This window comes from Falsiroseomonas sp. (assembly GCF_051860665.1).
Lineage (GTDB): Bacteria > Pseudomonadota > Alphaproteobacteria > Acetobacterales > Acetobacteraceae > Falsiroseomonas.
This window is the reverse complement of sequence record NZ_JBHYDM010000001.1, coordinates 286,667-301,788: the sequence shown is the minus strand read 5'-3', so window position 1 is coordinate 301,788 and position 15,122 is coordinate 286,667. Positions and strand designations below refer to the sequence as shown.

At 71.3% G+C, this 15,122-nt stretch carries 18 protein-coding genes; 8 read left to right on the top strand and 10 right to left on the bottom strand.

The window, feature by feature from the left end:
* Window positions 1–37: 37 nt before the first annotated feature.
* Window positions 38–280, top strand: a complete 243-nt coding sequence (locus tag ACTIF1_RS01305; protein ID WP_439594554.1) for a DUF2188 domain-containing protein — start codon at window positions 38–40, stop codon at window positions 278–280.
* Between the two features lie 10 nt (window positions 281–290).
* On the opposite strand, the gene ACTIF1_RS01300 is transcribed toward ACTIF1_RS01305, so the two are convergent.
* Complete coding sequence (locus tag ACTIF1_RS01300) at window positions 291–497, bottom strand: DUF2945 domain-containing protein (protein ID WP_439594553.1); 207 nt, start codon at window positions 495–497, stop codon at window positions 291–293.
* A 130-nt stretch (window positions 498–627) separates the two neighbouring features.
* Between ACTIF1_RS01300 and ACTIF1_RS01295 the strand changes: the two genes are divergently transcribed.
* The 6 genes from ACTIF1_RS01295 to ACTIF1_RS01270 all read left to right on the top strand — a co-directional run bounded on the left by ACTIF1_RS01295 (window position 628) and on the right by ACTIF1_RS01270 (window position 7,612).
* A complete protein-coding gene (locus ACTIF1_RS01295; RefSeq protein WP_439594552.1) occupies window positions 628–1,827 on the top strand; it encodes a M20 aminoacylase family protein in 1,200 nt (399 codons plus the stop codon).
* 130 nt (window positions 1,828–1,957) lie between these two features.
* Window positions 1,958–3,754: a peptide ABC transporter substrate-binding protein gene (locus ACTIF1_RS01290; protein WP_439594551.1), complete on the top strand. Its 1,797-nt coding sequence runs from the start codon at window positions 1,958–1,960 to the stop codon at window positions 3,752–3,754.
* Window positions 3,755–3,764: 10 nt separating this feature from the next.
* Complete coding sequence (locus ACTIF1_RS01285; RefSeq protein ID WP_439594550.1) at window positions 3,765–4,724, top strand: ABC transporter permease; 960 nt, start codon at window positions 3,765–3,767, stop codon at window positions 4,722–4,724.
* Window positions 4,690–5,616, top strand: coding sequence for an ABC transporter permease (locus tag ACTIF1_RS01280; protein WP_439594549.1), 927 nt, complete (start codon window positions 4,690–4,692; stop codon window positions 5,614–5,616). The genes ACTIF1_RS01285 and ACTIF1_RS01280 overlap by 35 nt, the downstream gene beginning before the upstream one ends.
* Before the next feature lie 32 nt (window positions 5,617–5,648).
* Window positions 5,649–6,641, top strand: coding sequence for an ABC transporter ATP-binding protein (locus ACTIF1_RS01275; protein ID WP_439594658.1), 993 nt, complete (start codon window positions 5,649–5,651; stop codon window positions 6,639–6,641).
* A complete protein-coding gene (locus ACTIF1_RS01270) occupies window positions 6,638–7,612 on the top strand; it encodes an ABC transporter ATP-binding protein (protein WP_439594548.1) in 975 nt (324 codons plus the stop codon). The genes ACTIF1_RS01275 and ACTIF1_RS01270 overlap by 4 nt, the downstream gene beginning before the upstream one ends.
* On the opposite strand, the gene modC is transcribed toward ACTIF1_RS01270, so the two are convergent.
* From modC to modA, 4 genes are read right to left on the bottom strand one after another with little or no spacing between them, the layout of a single operon-like run.
* Window positions 7,613–8,701: a molybdenum ABC transporter ATP-binding protein gene (modC, locus tag ACTIF1_RS01265; RefSeq protein WP_439594547.1), complete on the bottom strand. Its 1,089-nt coding sequence runs from the start codon at window positions 8,699–8,701 to the stop codon at window positions 7,613–7,615.
* Window positions 8,701–9,357: an HAD family hydrolase gene (locus tag ACTIF1_RS01260; protein ID WP_439594546.1), complete on the bottom strand. Its 657-nt coding sequence runs from the start codon at window positions 9,355–9,357 to the stop codon at window positions 8,701–8,703. Before ACTIF1_RS01260 ends, modC begins: the two co-directional genes overlap by 1 nt.
* An 11-nt stretch (window positions 9,358–9,368) precedes the next feature.
* Complete coding sequence (gene modB, locus ACTIF1_RS01255; RefSeq protein WP_439594545.1) at window positions 9,369–10,073, bottom strand: molybdate ABC transporter permease subunit; 705 nt, start codon at window positions 10,071–10,073, stop codon at window positions 9,369–9,371.
* A complete protein-coding gene (gene modA, locus ACTIF1_RS01250) occupies window positions 10,073–10,834 on the bottom strand; it encodes a molybdate ABC transporter substrate-binding protein (RefSeq protein ID WP_439594544.1) in 762 nt (253 codons plus the stop codon). The genes modB and modA overlap by 1 nt, the downstream gene beginning before the upstream one ends.
* A 100-nt stretch (window positions 10,835–10,934) precedes the next feature.
* On the opposite strand from modA, the gene ACTIF1_RS01245 reads away from it, so the two are divergent.
* Window positions 10,935–11,288, top strand: coding sequence for a winged helix-turn-helix domain-containing protein (locus ACTIF1_RS01245; protein ID WP_439594543.1), 354 nt, complete (start codon window positions 10,935–10,937; stop codon window positions 11,286–11,288).
* A gap of 4 nt (window positions 11,289–11,292) precedes the next feature.
* Here the strand turns inward: ACTIF1_RS01245 and ACTIF1_RS01240 are convergent, their stop codons facing one another.
* The 5 genes from ACTIF1_RS01240 to ACTIF1_RS01220 are packed head-to-tail and all read right to left on the bottom strand — an operon-like array spanning window position 11,293 to window position 15,108.
* Window positions 11,293–12,084: an ABC transporter ATP-binding protein gene (locus ACTIF1_RS01240; RefSeq protein ID WP_439594542.1), complete on the bottom strand. Its 792-nt coding sequence runs from the start codon at window positions 12,082–12,084 to the stop codon at window positions 11,293–11,295.
* Window positions 12,081–13,043: a FecCD family ABC transporter permease gene (locus tag ACTIF1_RS01235; protein ID WP_439594541.1), complete on the bottom strand. Its 963-nt coding sequence runs from the start codon at window positions 13,041–13,043 to the stop codon at window positions 12,081–12,083. The genes ACTIF1_RS01240 and ACTIF1_RS01235 overlap by 4 nt, the downstream gene beginning before the upstream one ends.
* Before the next feature lie 17 nt (window positions 13,044–13,060).
* The gene (locus ACTIF1_RS01230; RefSeq protein ID WP_439594540.1) at window positions 13,061–14,095 is read right to left on the bottom strand and encodes an ABC transporter substrate-binding protein; all 1,035 of its coding nucleotides are present in this window, start codon (window positions 14,093–14,095) and stop codon (window positions 13,061–13,063) included.
* Between the two features lies 1 nt (window position 14,096).
* Window positions 14,097–14,309: a TOBE domain-containing protein gene (locus tag ACTIF1_RS01225; RefSeq protein ID WP_439594657.1), complete on the bottom strand. Its 213-nt coding sequence runs from the start codon at window positions 14,307–14,309 to the stop codon at window positions 14,097–14,099.
* A gap of 46 nt (window positions 14,310–14,355) precedes the next feature.
* Window positions 14,356–15,108 carry a molybdate ABC transporter substrate-binding protein gene (locus ACTIF1_RS01220; RefSeq protein WP_439594656.1) on the bottom strand — a complete coding sequence of 251 codons (753 nt, stop codon included), beginning with the start codon at window positions 15,106–15,108 and terminating at the stop codon, window positions 14,356–14,358.
* Window positions 15,109–15,122: the final 14 nt, after the last annotated feature.

Below are 15,122 nucleotides of genomic sequence, written 5' to 3'. Positions count from 1 at the left end.
ACCCGCCGGCATTTGGTGCAGGCAAGGGAGTTGGCAGATGGACCGCATCCACTATCGCATCGTCCAGCATGACGGCGGCTGGGCCTACAAGCTGGGCGATGTCTTTTCGGAATCCTTCCCCACCCATGACGCGGCGCTCGAACGTGCCCGGCAGGTGGCACGGCAGCAGCACGTGCCGGGCGATGCCGGGGCGATGATCGAGTACCAGGACGCGAAGGGCGAATGGCACACCGAATTCTCGGCCGCCGGCGACCGGCCGGAGGCCGATGTGACGGGCTGACGCGCCGCCCCTATCGCTTGTGCAGCGCCCCCGGCTTGTGCGCCGCGCGCGCGCCGGTCTTCGCGCTCTCGACGATGTATTGCGGATCGTCCGTGCTGGCGTCGACCTTGTGGCCCTTGATATGGGTCGGGCTGGTCTGCTTGCGGACCACCTTGCCCTGGGTCTCCCCCTGGCTTGTCTTCCAGGCCACCTTGTCGCCGGGCTTCAGGCTTTCCATGCATCCCTCCTGCGGTTGAGCGGGACTCAATGCGGGCCGGGCGCGCCGGTTGCATCGGCCGCGTGACGCTGGGCCGTTTCGGGTTCATCCTTCCGTCAGCAGACAGGGCCAGCAGGCAGGGAAATTCGCGATGAACCAGGCGGTGATCGAGGGCGTGCAGGCCTGGCAGGCGGAGCTCGCCGCCATCCGCCAGGACATCCACGCGCATCCGGAACTCGGCATGGAGGAGGTGCGCACCTCCGCCCTCGTCGCCCGGCAGCTGCGCGACTGGGGCGTGGAGGTTGAGGAGGGCATCGGCCGCTTCGGCGTGGTGGGCACCATCCGCGGCACGCGGCCGGGCCAGCGCGTCATCGGCCTGCGCGCCGACATGGACGCGCTGCAGATTCCGGAGGCGACGGGCAAGCCCTATGCCTCCACCAACCCGGGCATCATGCATGCCTGCGGCCATGACGGCCACACCACCATGCTGCTCGGCGCCGCGCGCTGGCTGTCGCAGCACCGCGATTTCGCCGGCACGGTCCATCTGATCTTCCAGCCGGCGGAGGAGGGCCGCGGTGGTGCCAAGGCGATGCTGGCGGACGGCCTGTTCGATCGCTTCCCCTGCGATGCCATCTACGGCCTGCACAACAAGCCGACGCTGCCGGCCGGCCGGTTCGCCACGCGCAAGGGGCCGGCGCTGGCCGCCGCCGACCGCTTCGCCGTGACCTTCCACGGCACCGGCGGGCATGGCGGATCGACGCCGCACCTGGCCACCGATGTCACCATCGTGCAGGCGCATTTCGTGCTGGCGCTGCAGACCATCATCGGCCGCAATGTCGCGGCGGTGGAGGCCGCGGTGCTCAGCGTGGGATCGATCCAGGGCGGCTCGCCCATCTCCTCCAACGTCATGCCGGCGGAGATCACCGTCACCGGGACGGCGCGCAGCTACCGGCCGGCGGTGCGGGACCTGCTGGAGCGGCGGATCGGCGAGCTGGCCAATGGCCTGGCGGCCATGCATGGCTGCACGGCCGAGGTGACCTATCGCCGCGGCGTGCCCGCCTTGGTGAACCATGCGGAGCAGACGGAGCTGGCGCTGGAGGCTGCGAAGGCGCTGGTGGACGCGGAGGCGGTGGATGCGGACTTCCCGCTGGTGACGGGGGCGGAGGATTTCGCGCTGATGCTGGAAGCCCGGCCCGGCGCCTTCATGTTCCTCGGCGCCGGCACGGGCCCCGACGGCACCTCGCCCAACCTGCACACGCCGCACTTCGACTTCAATGATGCGATCATCCCGATGGGCGTCGCCTATTGGGTCAGCGTGGTGGACCAGGAGCTCGGCCAGCAGCGGCGCTGATGGGGGGCATCAAAAACAGTTAGACAGGCCGTCTCCATGCTGTAGCGTCCCAGGCACAGGGTTTCCCAGGGCGACCGGACGGACAAACAGATCCGGCGCCCAGGGTCTTTCGGGCTTGGGAGAGTGGGGCATGAACGGGGACGATCTGCGCCAGATGATCGGGCGCGTGCAGCGTGGCAGCCTCTCGCGCCGCGGCTTCGTGAAGCGGATGGCGGCAGTGGGGCTGACGGCCCCGATGGCGACGCAGCTTCTGGCGCTGCACGGGATCTCACCCGCCTCCGCGCAATCCGTGCCGGCCTATGCGCCGCAGCGGCGCGGCGGCGGCGGGGCCTTGAAGATTCTCTATTGGCAGGCGGCCACCTTGCTGAATCCGCATTTCGGATCCGGCACCACCAATGCGGATGCCAGCCGCGTCTTCTACGAACCGCTGGCCGGCTGGGCCTCCGACGGCACGCTGCATCCCATCCTGGCGGCGGAGATTCCCTCCACCGCGAATGGCGGGCTTTCGGCCGATGGGCGCTCCGTCACCTGGAAGCTGAAGCGCGGCGTGAAGTGGCATGACGGCCAGGACTTCTCGGCCGACGACGTCATCTTCAACTGGGAATATGCGAAGAACCCGGCCGTCGCCGCCGTCTCCTCCGGCTCCTATCGTGACGTCAATGTCGTGAAGGTGGACGATCACACGGTGCGGGTGGAGTTCAACCAGCCGACGCCCTTCTGGGCCGATGCCTTCGTCGCCGCCATCGGGCAGCTCATTCCGAAGCATCTGTTCAAGGATTATGCAGGATCCAATGCGCGCGACGCGCCGACCAACCTGCGCCCCGTGGGCACCAGCGCCTACAAGTTCGTCTCCTTCGCGCCGGGCGACAATCTGCGCGCGGAGCTGAACCCGAACTACCACATGGACAACCGCCCCTTCTTCGACACGCTGGAGATCAAGGGCGGCGGCGATGCCGTCTCCGCCGCGCGGGCGGTGATGCAGACGGCGGATTTCGACTATGCCTGGAACATGCAGGTGGAGGACGAGATCCTGAAGCGGCTGGAAGCCAATGGCCGCGGCAAGGTGAACATCGTCGATGGCGGCGGCATCGAATTCGTGCAGCTCAACCCCTGCGATCCGCACCGGGAGGTGGATGGCGAGCGCGCCTCGATCAACTCCGAGCATCCCGCCTTCCGCGACCCCGCCGTGCGCCAGGCCATGGCGCTGCTGATCGACCGCAATGCGCTGGAGCAGTTCATCTACGGCCGCGGCGGCCCGGCCACGGCGAATTTCCTCAACAACCCGCCGCGCTTCAACTCCCCCAACATGCGCTGGGAATTCAGCATCGCCAAGGCGAACGAGATCCTGGACGGCGCCGGCTGGGTGCGCGGCCGCGACGGCATCCGCGCCAAGGACGGCGTCCGGCTGCGCTTCATCTACCAGACCTCGGTGAATGCGCCGCGGCAGCGCACCCAGGCCGTCTACAAGCAGGCCGCGCAGCGCGCCGGCATCGACCTGGAGCTGAAGTCGGTGACCGCCACCGTCTTCTTCTCCTCCGACGTCGCCAACCCGGACACCTATACGAAGTTCTGGGCCGACATGCAGATGTACACCACGACGATGCCGCAGGCGGACCCCGAGCGGTTCATGAACCAGTATGTCTCCTGGGAGGTTTCCTCCAAGGCCAACAACTGGCAGGGCCGCAACATCACGCGCTACCGGTCGGAGGAATACGACCGCATCTTCCGCGAGGCACAGGGCGAGCTGGACCCGGTGAAGCGCGCCGCACTGTTCATCCGCATGAACGACCTGGTGGTCTCCAGCAACTACGTCATCCCGCTGGTCAAGCGCCCCACCGTCAGCGCCAGCCTGAACAACCTGCGGCATGTGCTGAGCGCCTGGGACGGGACCACATGGCTGCTCGGCGACTGGTGGCGCCAGACCTGACCGCCGGCGCGTGGGCACCTACCTCACCCGCCGCCTGCTGATCGCGATCCCGAGCCTGCTCGGGATCAGCGTCATCCTCTTCACCATCCTGGCCCTGGCGCCGGGCGATCCCTTCGAGGAGCTGGCATCGAACCCCGCCATCCCGCCCGATGTGCGCGCGCAGCTGCGCGCCAGCCTCGGCCTGGATGACCCGATCCATGAACGCTACCTGTCCTGGCTGACGGCGATGCTGCGCGGCGAATGGGGCTATTCCTTCGTCAGCCGCATCCCGGTGGACCAGCTGATCCTGCAGCGCCTGCCCACCACCATCGCGGTCATCGGCCTGGCGCAGATCGTGGCGCTGTGCATCGCGCTGCCGGTCGGCGTGTACGCGGCGTCGCGGCCCTATTCGATCTTCGACCAGCTGGCCAATACGCTGGCCTTCATCGGCTTCTCCCTGCCCACCTTCTTCACCGGGCTGCTGATGATCCTGCTCTTCTCCATCCACCTCGACTGGCTGCCCTTCGTCTTCCGCACGGATATCGAGGCGACGGGCCTGGACTGGTGGTGGCAGATGCTGCGGCAGACCATCATGCCCATCATGGTGCTGGGCCTGTTCCAGGGCGCGGCCTGGACACGCTATGTGCGCGCCGCCACGCTGGACGTCATCCGGCTGGACCATGTGACCACGGCGCGCGCCAAGGGCCTGCCGGAATCGCGCATCACCATCCTGCATGTGGTGCGCAACGCCATGATCCCGGTGGTGACGCTGGTGGCGCTGCAGATGCCCGCGGTCTTCGGCGGCGCCATCGTGACGGAGCAGATCTTCCGCATTCCCGGCATCGGGTCGCTGCTCATCACCTCCATCCTGTCCAACGACACGCCGGTGATCATGGCCGTCACCTTCGTCTTCGCGATCCTGGTCATCGTCTTCAACCTGGTGGCGGATATCCTGTATGGCTGGCTCGATCCCCGCATCAGCTACCGCTAGGCCGGCGCGGCGGCCGCAGGTCGGGCCCTGGGGCGAGGCCTGGCGGCGCTTCCGCAAGCACCGGCTGGCGGTGGCCAGCGCCGCGGTGCTGTTCATCCTGGTCGTCGCCGTGCTCTTCGGCCCGCTGGTCTGGACGCTGCCGATCGACGAGATCGATTTCACGGCGCGGCTCGAAAGCCCGTCCTGGGCGCATCCGCTGGGCACCGACGATCTCGGGCAGGACCTGCTGGCGCGCATCCTCTATGGCGGGCGGATCTCGCTGGCCGTCGGCTTCACCGCCATGCTGGTCGCCGTCGGCCTCGGCGTGCTGGTGGGCAGCGTCGCCGGCATGGCGGGGGGCAAGCTGGATGCGGCGCTGATGTGGCTGACGGACCTGTTCCTGTCCCTGCCGCAGCTGCCGCTGCTGCTGCTGATCATCTACCTGTTCCGTGAGGCGCTGACCGGCATCGTCGGCGTGGAGATGGGCGTCTTCATCATGGTCGTCGTGGTGATCGGCGCCTTCAACTGGATGCCGGTGGCCCGCCTGGTGCGGGCACAGTTCTTCTCCCTGCGCGAGAAGGAATTCGTGGAGGCGGCGCGCGCGCTGGGGGCCAGCCGCACGCGGCTGGTGCTGCGCCACATCCTGCCCAATGCGCTGGGGCCGGTGATCGTCACCGCCACCATCGACGTCGCCGGCGCGATCATCGCGGAAAGCACGCTGTCCTTCCTCGGCCTCGGCTTCCCGCCGGATATCCCGACCTGGGGGCGCCTGCTCTTCGATGCGAAGGACAACCTGGATTTCGCGCCGCATTGGGCGCTGTTCCCGGGGCTGGCCATCTTCCTCACCGTGCTGACCATCAACTTCGTCGGCGACGGGCTGCGCGACGCGCTCGACCCGCGGCGCGTGACGTGAGCGAGGTGGTGGAACCGGCCTCGGGCGCCCGCATGACCGAGGCGCCGTTGCTCGCGCTGCACGGGCTGAAGGTCCAGTTCAGGACCGATGACGGCCTGGTCCGCGCCGTCGATGGCGTCGATCTCTCGGTGAACCGGGCGGAGACGGTCTGCGTCGTCGGCGAATCCGGCTGCGGCAAGACCGTCACGGCCATGACCATCCTGAAGCTGATCGCCATGCCGCCCGGCCGCATCGCCGCCGGCGCGATCCTCTTCGAGGGCCGCGACCTAGTGCCGCTGCCGCCAGCGGAGATGCAGAAGATCCGGTCGAAGGAGATCGGCTTCGTCTTCCAGGAACCGATGACCAGCCTGAACCCTGTCTATACCGTGGGCCAGCAGATCGCGGAGACGGTGCGCCAGCACGAAGGCCTTTCGCGCCGCGCTGCCATGGATCGCGCGGCGGAGATGCTGCGGCTGGTCAACATCCCCAATCCGCAGCGCCGCGTGAACGACTATCCGCACCAGTTCTCGGGCGGCATGCGCCAGCGTGTGATGATCGCCATGGCGCTGTCCTGCAACCCGAAGCTGCTGATCGCGGACGAGCCCACCACGGCGCTGGACGTGACGATCCAGGCGCAGATCCTGGACCTGCTGGCGGAGATGAAGCAGCGTCTCGGCATGGCCGTGCTGCTCATCACCCATGCCATGGGCGTGGTGGCGGAAGTCGCGCAGCGCGTCGTCGTCATGTATGCCGGCCGCGTGGTGGAGGAAGCGCCGGTGGAGGCGCTGTTTGCCGCGCCGCGCCACCCCTATACGCAGGGGCTGATCCGCTCCATCCCGCGCATCGACCTGGCAGCCACGACGCATGCGCGGCTGGAGGCGATTCCGGGCACCGTGCCCTCCCTGCTCAACCCGCCCGCCGGCTGCCGCTTCGCCGCGCGCTGCCGCCACGCCATGCCCGAATGCCTCACCACCGATCCGCCGCTGCGGCAGGTGGCGCCGGGCCACAAGGTGGCCTGCCTGCTCTATACGGAAGCCCGCGCATGACCGAACCGCTGCTGCGCGTGCAGGACCTGGAGAAGCGCTTCCTCGTCACCGGCGGGCTGTTCGGCCGGAAGGTGGAGGAGGTGCACGCCGTCTCCGGCGTCAGCTTCGACATCGCGCCGGGGGAGACGCTGGGGCTGGTGGGGGAATCCGGCTGCGGCAAATCCACCACCGGCCGGCTGATCCTGCGGCTGATCGAGCCCAGCGGCGGCCAGGTCTGGTTCGATGGGCGCGACGTGACGGCGCTGGACCGCAACCAGCTCGGCACGCTGCGGCGGGACATGCAGATCATCTTCCAGGATCCCTTTGCCAGCCTCAATCCGCGCATGACGGTGGGCGCCATCATCGGGGAGGCGCTGGTCATCCACAGGCTCGGCCGCACGCGGCAGGAGCGGGAGGACCGCGTGGTGGAGCTGCTGGAGACGGTCGGGCTGAACGCCGACCAGATGCGCCGCTTCCCGCATGAATTCTCGGGTGGCCAGCGCCAGCGCATCGGCATCGCCCGCGCCCTGGCCGTCTCGCCCAAGCTGATCGTCTGCGACGAGCCGGTCTCGGCGCTGGATGTCTCGATCCAGGCGCAGGTGGTGAACCTGCTGGAGGATCTGCAGGCAAAGCTGGGCCTCACCTACCTCTTCATCGCGCATGATCTCTCGGTGGTGGAGCATACCAGCGACCGGGTCGCGGTGATGTATCTCGGCCGCATCGTGGAAATCGCTTCGGCGCGCGACCTCTACACCAATCCGACGCATCCCTATACGGAGGCGCTGCTGAGCGCGGTGCCGATCCCGGACCCCACGGTGAAGCGCCAGCGCATCCGGCTGAAGGGCGACGTGCCGAGCCCGCTGAACCCGCCGAGCGGCTGCCATTTTCATACACGCTGCCCGATCGCGAAGGCGGAGCCCTGCCAGACCGTCGTGCCGGAATTGCGGGAGGTGGCGCCAGGCCATCGCGTGGCCTGCCACCTGCGGGGGTAGCTACCGCGCGCCGCCGAGGTGGTCGAAGGTCACCGCCTTGAGCAGCGCCCAGACGCGCAACCCCGGCCGCAAACCCAATCGCGAAACGCTGTCCTGCGTCACCCGCGCCAGCAGCGTGCTGTCGCCGATGGCGAGGTTCAGAAAGACCTCCTGCGGGCCGCTGCCGGGGCTGAGGGCGGTGATTTCGGCGCCGAGGATGTTGCGCGTGGACAAGCCGCGCGGTTCCTCGATGGCCACCGCCACGTCGCGCGCGCGGATGCGCAGCCGCAGGCGCGTGCCCACAGCCTCCGGCCGCATCACCGCCACCAATGTGCCGCCCGAGAAATCCAGCCGCGTCAGCCCGTCCTGCGCCCCCGCCACGGTGCAGGCCAGCACGGCGCCGGCATCGCGCCGCGCGGCCAGCGGCAGGTCGGTGCGGGTGGCCAGTTCCTCCACCGCGCCCTCCGCCAGCACGCGGCCGTCCTGCAGCAGCACCAGGCGGTCGGCCAGCGCATCCACCTCCTCCAGCGCATGCGTCACATAGAGGATCGGCAGCCGCGCCGCGTCGCGCAGCCGGGCGAGGAAGGGCAGCACCTCCGCCCGCCGCGCGGCATCCAGCGCCGCAAGCGGCTCATCCATCAGCAGCAGGCGCGGGCGGGACAGCAGCGCGCGGCCGAGTGCCACGCGCTGGCGCTCCCCGCCCGAAAGCGCGGCCGGGCGGCGCGGCAGCAGGGGCGCGATGCCGAGCAGGTCGACGACCTCTTCGAATCCGGGCCCCGCCGCATCGCGCGGCGCGCGCTTCAGGCCATAGCGCAGGTTGCCGGCGACGCTGAGATGCGGAAACAGCCGCGCCTCCTGGAACACCACGCCGCAGCGCCGCGCCTCCGGCGGCAGGGCGATGCCGCGCGCCGTGTCCAGCAGCACCGTATCCTCCAGCACCACCTGACCGAAGTCGGGCCGCAGCAGGCCAGCGACAATGGACAGGATGGTGGACTTGCCGCAGCCGGAGGGGCCGAACAGCGCCGTCACCCCGGCCTGCGGCACGGTGAACCCGGCCTCGATCCCGAATCCGTCGCGCCCGTAGCGGTGGCGCAGCGCGACCCGCAGCATCAGCCGAGCAGCGCCCGCACGTCATGCAGGTCCGCGGCCACAAGATGGCACAGGGCGCGCAGCTCCTCGGTCGGCGGCAGCAGGTCCGGCACCATCACGGTGCGCATGCCGGCGGCGGCGGCGGCGCGCACGCCATTGTGGGAATCCTCCAGCGCCAGGCAGCGCGCCGGGGCCAGGCCCAGCACTTCGGCGGCGCGCAGAAAGGGATCGGGCGCGGGCTTGCCTCGGGCATAGTCGCCGGCGGCCACCACGGCATCGAAGCGCTCCGCCAGGCCGTGCAGCGCCAGGTTATGCGCGACATCGGCGTGGCTGGAGGAGGTGCAGATGGCGCGCGGCAGGCGCAGCGCATCCAGCCGGTCCAGCAGTTCCCGCACGCCGGGCTTCAGTGCCAAGGCGCCGCGCATGCCGTCATAGTGGCGCACCCAGGCCTGGCGAAAAATCTCCACATCGCCCTCCGGCCCGACATGGCGCTGCAGGGTCACGCGGTTCAGCGCCCAGGACCGGCCGACCAGCTCCGGGAAATCGGCCTCGGTGAAGGCATGGCCGAGGTCGCGCGCCGCGGCCAGGATGGCCTCGCGATAGAGGGTTTCGCTGTCGAAGAGCAACCCATCCATGTCGAAGATGACGGCGTCGCAGAGGCGGGGAGTCTCGATCATGCCGCTGCGTATCACGCGCGGCCGAGCAGCACATGCATGCGCCGCGCGATCAGCTCCGCCAGCAGCAGTCCGGCCACTGCGAGCGTCAAGGAAACGGCCGCCAGCCGTGCGGCCACCGCCTCCCCGCCCGGGCTTTGCGTCGCGGAGTAGATCGCCAGCGGCAGGGTCTGCGTCTCGCCGGGGATGTTCGAGGCGAAGGTGATGACGGCGCCGAATTCGCCGAGGCCCGCGGCAAAGGCGGTGACGGCGCCGGCCAGGATTCCGGGCGCCATCAGCGGCAGGGTGATGGTCAGGAAGCGGTCCAGCGGACCCGCGCCCAGCGTCCGCGCCGCCGCCTCCAGCCCCGGGTCCACATGCTCCAGCCCCAGCCGCACGGCGCGCACGATCAGCGGGAAGGACATCACGGCGGTGGCCAGCGCCGCGCCTTCCGTCGTGAAGACCAGGCGGATGCCGAACCAGTCATGCAGCGGCGCGCCGATCGGGCCGCGCAGGCCGAAGACCATCAGCAGCGCCCAGCCCACCACCACCGGCGGCACCACCAGCGGCAGGTGCACCAGCGCATCCAGCAGGAAGCGCCCCGGGGGGAAGCGGCGGAAGCGGCCGCGCACCAGCAGCAGCGCCACCGCCACCGCCGGCAGCAGGCCGAGCGCGACCGAGCGCAGCGCGACCTCGAGGCTCAGGCGGACCGCCTGCCATTCCTCGGGCGTCAGCGCCATCACCGGGCCAGGCGGAAGCCGAAGCGCTGGAAAATCGGCTCGGCCTCCGGCCCGGCCAGGAAGCCATGCAAGGCGATGGCTTCGGCATTGCCGGCCGCGCGGCGCGTCAGGGCGAAGGGGTAGGTGATGGGCGCGTGGCTTTCGGCCGGGAAAGTGCCGAGCACGGCAACGCCGGCCGAGGCGGCGGCATCGGTGGAATAGACGATGCCGAGCGGCGCCTCCCCCCGCTCCACCAGCAGCAGGGCGGAGCGGACATTGTCGGCACGGGCCAGCCTGGGCGCGATGGCGCCCCATTGCCCCATCCAGGTCAATGCGGCCTGCGCATAGCGGCCGACCGGCACATGCGCCGGATCGCCCGTGGCGATGCGGCCGCCCTGGGCAAGGGCCAGCAGATCGGTCTCCCGCGTCAGTGCCACCGGCGCACGCACCGGCATTGTGGGGGCCACCAGCACCAGCGCATTGCCGATCGGGCTGATGCGCGAGGCGTTCACGATGAGGTCGCGGGATTGAAGAAAGTCCATCCAGGGTTCATCGGCCGAGAGGAACAGATCCGCGCCCGCCCCCTGCTCGATCTGCCGGGCGAGGGCGGAGGAGGCGGCGAAGGAGAAGCGCGGCGCCGGATGGCCGCGCGAGGCCCATTCCTGCCCCAGGGCCCGCATCGCATCGGTCAGGCTGGCCGCGGCGAAGACGGTGGCTGGCTGCTGGCCGAGGGCGGGCGCCGCCACGAGCATGGCGAGGGCGGCCAGGATCAGGCGGCGCATGGTCGGCGTCCTTTGCGATATCCGTTCAGGACGATATCCATCACCAAAGATAGCGCAAGCCCCGTTTCCGCCTGGCCCCGTCCATGGTTCCCTGGCCGCCATGCCCGCCCCCGACAATTCCCTTCGCATCCGCGTCCTGCTGGCCAAGGACATGCCCTTCGGCCCCGGCAAGGCCGATCTGCTGGAGGCGATCCGGGAGACAGGGTCGATCGCCGCGGCGGGCCGGCGGCTCGGCATGTCCTACCAGCGCGCCTGGGACCTGGCCTCGGCCATGAACAGCCATTTCCGCGAACCGGTGCTGGCCCCGGCCAAGGGCGGCGCGCGCGGCGGCGGCAGCGCGCTGACGCCGTTCGGGGAGGAAGTGCTGGCCGCCTATCGGGAGATCGAGGTGCTGGCCGCCGCGGCGGTGGCGGAGAAGCTGGACTGGCTGCGCCAGCAGATGGTGCGGGAGTAGGCGCCTACTCGGGCACCAGCGGCGCGCAGATGCGGCGCGGGCCCTGCGGCGTCTCCAGCACGCCCACCATGGTGGCGACGCCATAGGCCGCCTGCAGGCGCTCCGGCGTGACCAGCGCCTCCGGCGGCGCCGGGCCCTCCATGCGCCCGCCATGCAGCAGCGCCACCTGATCGGCCAGCAGGAAGGCATGATCCGGATGGTGGGTGGTCATCAGCACCGCCAGCCCATCCCGCCGCGCCAGGCTGCGGAGCTGGTTCAGCACCAGCGCCTGGTTGCCGAAATCGAGGCTCGCCGTGGGTTCGTCCAGCACCAGCCCGGCGGCCTGCTGGGCGAGCGCGCGGGCGATCAGCACCAGCTGCCGCTCGCCGCCCGAAAGCTCCGTCACCGGCCGGTCCGCCAGATGCAGGATGCCGAGCCGCTCCAGCGCCTGCTCGGCCACCTCCGAATCCCGCGCGCCGGGCATGGCCAGCAGCGGCAGCCAGGCGGCGCGGCCCATTGCCACCACCTCCCGCACCCGCCAGGCGAAGCCGCCGGGGGCGGCCTGCGGCACATAGGCCAGCAGGCGGGCCACCTGCCGCCGGCTCAGCGAGGACAAGGGCGCGCCGCCGAGCCGCAGCGTGCCGGCGAGCGGCGGCAGCAGGCCGAGCAGGCTGCGCAGCAGCGTCGTCTTGCCGCCACCATTCGGCCCGAGCAGGCAGAGCACCCGCCCTGGCTCCAGCCGCAGCGCGATGTCCCGGGCCACCACCCGCTTGCCATGGCCGATGGCCAGGCCGGACGCCTCCAGCAAGGCGCTCATCGGCGGCCTGCGCGGGCCAGCAACAGAAGAAAAAGCGGCGTGCCCAGAAGTGCGGTCAGCACGCCGAGGGGCACCTCCAGCCGCCCCGCGCTGCGCGCCAGCGTATCCACCGCCAGCAGGAAGGCCGCGCCCAGCAGCATGGACAGCGGCAGCACCCGGCGCAGCTCCGCGCCGCCCAGCAGCCGCGCCATATGCGGCACCACCAGCCCGACCCAGCCCACCGCGCCGGCCAGCGCCGTGACGGCGGCGGTGGCCAGCGTCGCGGCCGCCACCGCCGCGGCGCGCAGCGCGCCGGTGCGCACGCCCAGCGCCCGGGCCTCATCCTCGCCCAGCGCCAGCAGGTTGAGCCGCCAGCGCAGCGCCGCCAGCAGCACCAGGCCCAGCAGGGCGGCGGGTGCGGCCGCCAGCACGTCGCCGCGGTTCGCACCCGACAGCGTGCCGAGCAGCCAGAAGGTGATGGCCGGCAGCTGGTTGTAGGGGTCGGCCAGGATCTTCAGCAGGCTGATCGCCGCGCCCATCAGCGCGCCGAAGGCGATGCCGGCCAGCACCAGCACGAGAACCGGGTCGCCGCCGCGCCCACGCACCAGCGCCGCGATCCCGGCCACCGCCGCCACCGCCGCGATGCCGCCCGCAAAGGCCAGCCCCTGCACCGCCGCCACCGGCAGGCCGAGGAAGATGCCCAGCACCGCCCCCAGCGAGGCCCCCGCCGTAACCCCGAGCAGGTCCGGGGAGGCGAGGGGGTTGCGGAACATCGCCTGGAAGGCCGCGCCCGCCCCGGCCAGGCTGGCGCCGACCAGCATGGCGCCCAGCACGCGCGGCAGCCGGATGTTCCAGAAGACCAGCGCCGCCGGCCCCTGCTCGGCGCCGGAGAGGATGCCCGGCAGGTCCGCGGCCGAAATCGGGTAGCGCCCGACCGACAGCGCCGCCAGCACCGCGGCACCGAGGGCCAGCCAGGCCAATGGCCAGGCGAGCCGCCTCAAGGGCTGGGCAGCGCCGGGCGCAGCAGCGCGGCGATCTGCGCCGGCTCCGGCCGGCGATGGTAGAAGGATTCGTGGAACTCGGCCGCCGCCTCGGCCAGCCCCGCCGCCGGGCGCAGGCCGAAGAGCACGGGCAGCCAGAGCAGGCCGAGCAGCCGGTTCACCGAGGGCGGGAAATCCACCCAGCCGAAGGGCAGGCCCGGCCCGAGCACCAGCCGCCCCGCGCGCACCGCCGGCAGCGCCCGCCACAGCGGATCGGCCTTGGCGAATTCCGGGAAGGCGGGATGGCTGGCGATCACCCAATCCGGATTCCAGGCCAGCACCTGCTCCACCGAAACCTGCGCAATGCTGCCTGGCCCGAGTGTGCCCGCGACATTCTCGGCGCCCGCGAATTCCAAAATCTCGGTGGTGATCGAGCCCACCAGCCCGGTCTGCTGCCCGCGCGGCCCGCGCAGATAGAGCACGCGCGGGCGGCCCCGCGCCGCCAGCCGCGCCGCATCCTCCCGCGCCGTGTCGAGAATGCGCGCCGCCGCCACGGCCCGGACCTCCGCCGCCTCCGCGCGGTCCAAAATGCCGCCGAGCAGGCGGTAGGTCTCGGGGATGCGCGGCAGCGCGCCATCCAGCAGCAGGCTCGGCAGGCCGGTCTGCGCCTGCACCCGCTCGGCGAGCGAGACATAGGTCGGGCCGGTGGCGCCGTAGTCCAGAACCAGGTCCGGCCGCTGCGCCAGCACCGCCTCCAGATTGGCGGTATTGTCACGACCCGTCAGCCGGCCGATCTGCGGCAGGGCGGCCGCGCGGGGCTCCAGGAAGGCCGCCTCCGCCGGGCTCGGCGGCCGGGCGGGCCAGCCGGCCAGCAGCTCGGGCGCCAGGGTATAGAGCAGGATGGCCGCCGGCGGCCCGGCCGGCAGGACGCGGGTGATGCGGTCCGGCACGGCGATGCGCCGCCCGGTCGCATCCGGCACCAGCCGCTCCGCGCGCGCCGGTGTCGCCAGCGCGGCCAGCGCGGCCCCGATCAGCGCCCGGCGGCGCGGCATCTCAGCCGGCGATCCCGACCATGACGTCCGAGGCCTTGATCACCGCCACGGCCGCGCCGCCGACCGTCAGGCCGAGCTCCTCCACCGCCTCATTGGTGATGGCGGCGGTGAAGATGACGCCAGGCGCCACCTCGATCCGGACATGGGAGGTGGTGGCCCCCTTGCGGATCTCGCGGATGGTGCCGGCGAACTGGTTGCGGGCGGACAGCTTCAGCATGGGGTGGTCCTCATTCTGCCCGCGCATCTGGGGTGGCGCGTCCCTAAGGGGAAGCCGGCGGCGCAAAACCGTGCCGGGCGAGGATCTCCTGGCCGGGCGGCGCCAGCAGGAAGCGGACGAAGCCTGCCGCCTCCGGCCGCGGCGTCAGCACGACCACGCCATACTCGGCCGCCACCTCCAGCGCCGGCGGCACCGCGACCTGCTGCAGGCGGGGATCGGCGGCGCGGGCCAGCACGGCATTGGTGCAATAGGTCAGGAAAAGGTCGGCCGCATCGCGCTCGAACTGCCAGGCATAGGGGTCGCGCCCCTCCGGTGGCCGGGCGCTGTCCGGTCCGCCCGTCAGCAGCCGCGCCTTGCCCTCCAGCGCCGCGCGGGCGCCCGGCTGCACCGCCTCGGCGCGTGCGAACAGCGCGAAGGCGTAGTCGCCGGCCGGGTCGGCGCCGGGGGTGGAGGTGCCGAGCCGCAGCGCGGGGTCCAGCATCCGCGCCAGCAGCGCCTCGGGCGTCACTTCCAGCCCGGGCCGCGCCAGGGCACAAAGCCGGTTGCGGGCGAAGGCGGCGGTCGGCTGCCCCCGCTCCACCGCTCGCGGATGCTCCATATTGGCGGAGGCGAAGACGTCAAAAGCCTCGCCGGCCGCGATGCGCTGGCGCAGCAGGCCGGAGGGCGCATAGCTTTGGGCCACCGCGACGCCGCCCGGCGCGGTCTCGAAGGCGGCCGAGACCTCCGCCAGCGCCGCGCGCAGCGACCCGGCGGCCGCCAGGCGCAACGGCTCGGCCATGGCCGGCATCGCCAGCAGCGCGAGAAGGAGAA

Bases quoted from the DNA above. Each gene is read 5' to 3' on its own strand.
- ACTIF1_RS01305 (WP_439594554.1), top strand. From the start codon at position 38: ATGGACCGCATCCACTATCGCATCGTCCAGCATGACGGCGGCTGGGCC.
- ACTIF1_RS01300 (WP_439594553.1), bottom strand. From the start codon at position 497: ATGGAAAGCCTGAAGCCCGGCGACAAGGTGGCCTGGAAGACAAGCCAG.
- ACTIF1_RS01295 (WP_439594552.1), top strand. From the start codon at position 628: ATGAACCAGGCGGTGATCGAGGGCGTGCAGGCCTGGCAGGCGGAGCTC.
- ACTIF1_RS01290 (WP_439594551.1), top strand. From the start codon at position 1,958: ATGAACGGGGACGATCTGCGCCAGATGATCGGGCGCGTGCAGCGTGGC.
- ACTIF1_RS01280 (WP_439594549.1), top strand. From the start codon at position 4,690: ATGGCTGGCTCGATCCCCGCATCAGCTACCGCTAGGCCGGCGCGGCGG.
- ACTIF1_RS01275 (WP_439594658.1), top strand. From the start codon at position 5,649: ATGACCGAGGCGCCGTTGCTCGCGCTGCACGGGCTGAAGGTCCAGTTC.
- ACTIF1_RS01270 (WP_439594548.1), top strand. From the start codon at position 6,638: ATGACCGAACCGCTGCTGCGCGTGCAGGACCTGGAGAAGCGCTTCCTC.
- modC (WP_439594547.1), bottom strand. From the start codon at position 8,701: ATGCTGCGGGTCGCGCTGCGCCACCGCTACGGGCGCGACGGATTCGGG.
- ACTIF1_RS01260 (WP_439594546.1), bottom strand. From the start codon at position 9,357: ATGATCGAGACTCCCCGCCTCTGCGACGCCGTCATCTTCGACATGGAT.
- modB (WP_439594545.1), bottom strand. From the start codon at position 10,073: ATGGCGCTGACGCCCGAGGAATGGCAGGCGGTCCGCCTGAGCCTCGAG.
- modA (WP_439594544.1), bottom strand. From the start codon at position 10,834: ATGCGCCGCCTGATCCTGGCCGCCCTCGCCATGCTCGTGGCGGCGCCC.
- ACTIF1_RS01245 (WP_439594543.1), top strand. From the start codon at position 10,935: ATGCCCGCCCCCGACAATTCCCTTCGCATCCGCGTCCTGCTGGCCAAG.
- ACTIF1_RS01240 (WP_439594542.1), bottom strand. From the start codon at position 12,084: ATGAGCGCCTTGCTGGAGGCGTCCGGCCTGGCCATCGGCCATGGCAAG.
- ACTIF1_RS01230 (WP_439594540.1), bottom strand. From the start codon at position 14,095: ATGCCGCGCCGCCGGGCGCTGATCGGGGCCGCGCTGGCCGCGCTGGCG.